Origin of the sequence: Hydrogenophaga sp. (genome assembly GCF_041633695.1) — a bacterium.
GTDB lineage: Bacteria > Pseudomonadota > Gammaproteobacteria > Burkholderiales > Burkholderiaceae_C > Hydrogenophaga.
The window spans coordinates 1-3,754 of record NZ_JBFJMY010000404.1 but is presented as its reverse complement, the minus strand read 5'-3'; the positions used below and the strand labels follow the sequence as shown (position 1 = coordinate 3,754).

Annotated in this window: 4 protein-coding genes; all 4 read right to left on the bottom strand. The window is 63.5% G+C overall.

Translation table 11 applies throughout. From position 1 onward, the window contains the following. Nucleotides 1-1,874 (bottom strand): conjugal transfer protein TraG (locus tag ABYB95_RS19000; protein WP_372660418.1); only part of this gene is annotated, 1,874 nt, incomplete at its 3' end. A 244-nt stretch (nucleotides 1,875-2,118) separates the two neighbouring features. Beyond that, complete coding sequence (locus ABYB95_RS18995) at nucleotides 2,119-2,382, bottom strand: EexN family lipoprotein (protein WP_372660415.1); 264 nt, start codon at nucleotides 2,380-2,382, stop codon at nucleotides 2,119-2,121. Between the two features lie 2 nt (nucleotides 2,383-2,384). Then, nucleotides 2,385-3,317 carry a LysR family transcriptional regulator gene (locus ABYB95_RS18990; protein WP_066084125.1) on the bottom strand — a complete coding sequence of 311 codons (933 nt, stop codon included), beginning with the start codon at nucleotides 3,315-3,317 and terminating at the stop codon, nucleotides 2,385-2,387. A 46-nt stretch (nucleotides 3,318-3,363) separates the two neighbouring features. Further along, nucleotides 3,364-3,754, bottom strand: a 391-nt coding sequence (locus ABYB95_RS18985; protein ID WP_372660412.1) for an electron transfer flavoprotein subunit alpha/FixB family protein, incomplete at its 5' end; no start/stop codon positions are given.

Sequence of the window (3,754 nt, the reverse complement as noted above, 5' to 3'; positions counted from 1 at the left end):
GGCATTGCAATCTCCGTCAGCTCTGGCTGCAGGCGGGGACCGCCTTCGTCGGCGTCCATGCCGGCCATGAAGGCTGGGTTGGATGAAGTAGGGACTGCCGGCACAGCCAGCTCGCCCCAGTCATCCACCCGCACCGGTGGCGCATCGGGGTAGGAGCCTGCATTCAGGACGGGTGGTGGCAACACGCGGCGCTTGAAGTTCGCGTCGGCGTAGTAGCGCAGCTTGCGCGCCTTGACCGGTGGCGTGCTGGAGACCATCACCACCGCTTCGTCGGGCGGCAACTGCATCACCTCGCCAGGGGTCAGTAGTGGGCGCGCCGTCTCCTGGCGCGATACCATCAAATGCCCGAGCCAGGGCGCCAGTCTGTGGCCGGCGTAGTTGCGCTGGGCGCGCAGCTCAGTAGCGGTGCCCAGCGTCTCGCTGATCCGCTTGGCCGTGCGTTCGTCGTTGGTGGCGAAGGTCACGCGTACGTGACAGTTGTCCAGGATCGAATGGTTCTGGCCGTAGGCTTTGTCGATCTGGTTCAGGCTCTGAGCGATCAGGAAGCTGCGGATGCCATAGCCCGCCATGAAGGCCAGCGCGGTCTCGAAGAAGTCAAGCCGACCCAGCGCCGGAAACTCGTCCAGCATCAGCAACAGCTTGTGCCGCCGCGCGATGCCGTCCGAGCTATCCAGCGACTCGGTCAGCCGCCGCCCCACCTGATTCAGGATCAACCGGATCAGCGGCTTGGTGCGGCTGATGTCCGACGGCGGCACCACCAGGTACAGCGAAACCGGGTGCTCAGTCGAGATCAGATCGGCAATTCGCCAGTCACAACGCGACGTAACCTCGGCTACCGTCGGGTCGCGATACAGGCCCAGGAAGCTCATCGCGGTGGAGAGCACACCTGAACGCTCGTTCTCGCTCTTATTGAGCGCCTCACGGGCGGCCGAGGCGACGACCGGGTGCGGGCCACTGCCTTGCTCGCGCGTCAGATGCGGTGTCGTCATCATCCGGTGCAGCGTTACCTCGAAAGGGCAGGCCGGGTCGGACAGGAAGTTGGCCACGCCGCGCAGCGTCTTGTCCTCGCACGCATAGAGCACGTGCAGGATGGCGCCGACCAGCAGGGCGTGCGAGGTCTTCTCCCAGTGGTTGCGCCGCTCCAGTGCGCCCTCGGGGTCCACAAGGATGTCGGCAATGTTCTGCACGTCGCGTACCTCGTGCACGCCACGGCGCACCTCCAGCAGCGGGTTGTAAGCGGCCGAGCGCACATCGGTGGGGTTGAACAGCAGGCAGTGCGAGAAGCGGGTGCGCCATCCCGCCGTCACTTGCCAGTTCTCACCCTTGATGTCATGGATGACCGCAGAGCCGTGCCACGACAGCAGCGTCGGAACCACCAGGCCCACTCCCTTTCCTGAGCGAGTTGGTGCAAAAGCCAGCACGTGTTCGGGGCCGTCGTGACGCAGGTACTGCTCGCCATGCTGGCCAAGGAACACGCCGGAAGCTCGGTTCAGTCCGGCCCGGCGAACATCGTCTCTCGTTGCCCAACGGGCCGTGCCATAGGTGGTGACCAGCCGAGACTGCCGGGAACGCCACACCGACATGCCGACCGCCACCCCCACAGAAGCCAGACTGCTGCCGCCTGCGATGGCACCGCCCACGTCGAAGACATCCGGCGCGTAGGCGTCGAAGAGGAACCACCACTCAAACAGACGCCAGGGGTGATACATCGGTATGCCGAAGGACTCAAACCACGGTGCGCCCAAGCGCGCCTGGTGGCCCAGCGCTGCTGCAGTCCATTGGGTCGCGCTCCACACGCCGACCAAGACCACGCCGAGCACCGCCGCGATCTGCCCGTAGAGAACACCCTGATGGCTTGCGCCCTGAACCTGCACCTTGACTTCCCTTTCTGTGGCCCTCCATGCGGGGCCATGCGCGCGGCACAAAGGCGTGCCGCACGCATTAGGATGAAAGCGGTCTATCGGTGGGTCAAAGTCCCAAATCGGCAGGCTTGCCGCCTGGTCCGCATCAATGCCTGTAGAGGCATGCTGTAGTTTGCTGGCGCAACCTATGGCGAAGCGCTGCGCAGTGAGCCAAAGATCGAATCGATCAACACTGCTCGTGGCGGCAAGCGCAGATTCAGAACTTTGGCGATTCCTTGGGCGGGTTGTAGGGCACCTTGCCGCTCCCAAAAAACCGCCTCTGGGTGGCATCAGCCACGCGATCGCACAGCTCTTCGCCCAGCTTTGCGCGCTCTGTCTTGCATTGTTCGCGCAACTGCTTCAAGCGGTCGGGGTCGTTTGCCAGCGACTCCACCGTTTCGGTGGGCTGCGATTTGCCGCATGCGGACAGCAGCAGTGCGGCCGAAACCGCACCGACAGCAGCGATCCATCTGAAACACATTTTCATTTGCTACCCCCTGGTGATGTGTCCAGAGCTTCGTCCGCCGCGCGACCTGGCGCATCGAAAAGGGCTCTTTCCACGAAACGTTGCAAGACCTCTGCCGGCTCACCAATGCGCCGGATCAGATAGGTGGTCAGCACTGGCGTGCGCCCGGCCAACGGCCGCGTAACGATCTCGGGATGGTGGCTGGTCGAAACGTGGGCTTCTGTCGTGAAGCCCAGCCCGTAACCGGCGGCCACCAGCGTCACCATCAGGTCGTGGCTGGCCACTTGTTCGGCCACGATGGGCTCAAGGTCGGTGGCGCGAAGCATGCGGGCCAACTGGGGACTACTACCCTCACAGCCATCGTGGGAGCAGAGAACCAGTGGGTAGCGAAGCACCTCATCAAGTGGCAGCTTCTTGTGGATCAGCAAGGGATGGCGTGAAGGCACAGCGACCACCATCGGGTCGTTCCACGCCGGTACAGCAAACAGCACCTCGCCGACCTCCGATGACTGGGCGAATCCCGCATCGTACAAATCGGATTCGAGCCCCTTGATCTGTTGCGCCACTGGAACCTCGTAAAGCCGTATCTCCGTATCCGGCTCCTCCTCTCTGCAACGTGACAGGAGAGCCGTGAGATGGGCCTGTGTAATGCTGCCTGACAGGGCAATGCGCAATTGCCTTTGGTAGCCTGCAGATACAGCACGCACACTCTCGCGCGCCTGGCTCAGCGCGGCGAACACGCGTGGCACGTGCTCCATGAACACCTGGCCTGCGCGGGTCAGGCGCGTGCTGCGCGTGTTGCGGTCGAAGAGACGGATCCCCAGCTCTTCTTCCAGCTCCTTGATCGCCCTCGAAAGTGGCGATTGCTCGATGTGAAGCTTCTCAGCAGCTCTAGCGAAGTGCAGTTCCTGCGCGACAGCCAAGAAGCACCGAAGGTGCCTCAGGTCCATTGTTTCCCCTGAATGTTCTCATCTTTTTCTCAAGTCACTGTTGTTCTTAGATTGTGGCGACCAGTTCCGGCACAGCCGTGAACAGATCGGCTTCGAGGCCGTAGTCGGCCACCGAGAAGATCGGGGCCTCGGGGTCCTTGTTGATCGCCACGATCACCTTGGAATCCTTCATGCCCGCCAGGTGCTGGATCGCGCCCGAGATGCCGGCCGCGATGTACAGCTGCGGCGCCACGATCTTGCCGGTCTGGCCCACTTGCAGGTCGTTGGGCGCGTAGCCCGCGTCCACCGCCGCGCGGCTGGCGCCGATGGCCGCACCCAGCTTGTCGGCCAGCGGGGTCATGACTTCGTTGAACTTCTCGCTGCTGCCCAGCGCACGGCCACCGCTGACGATGATCTTGGCGGCCGTCAGTTCGGGGCGGTCGTTCTTGGCGATCTCG

Bases quoted from the DNA above. Each gene is read 5' to 3' on its own strand.
- ABYB95_RS18995 (WP_372660415.1), bottom strand. From the start codon at position 2,382: ATGTGTTTCAGATGGATCGCTGCTGTCGGTGCGGTTTCGGCCGCACTG.
- ABYB95_RS18990 (WP_066084125.1), bottom strand. From the start codon at position 3,317: ATGGACCTGAGGCACCTTCGGTGCTTCTTGGCTGTCGCGCAGGAACTG.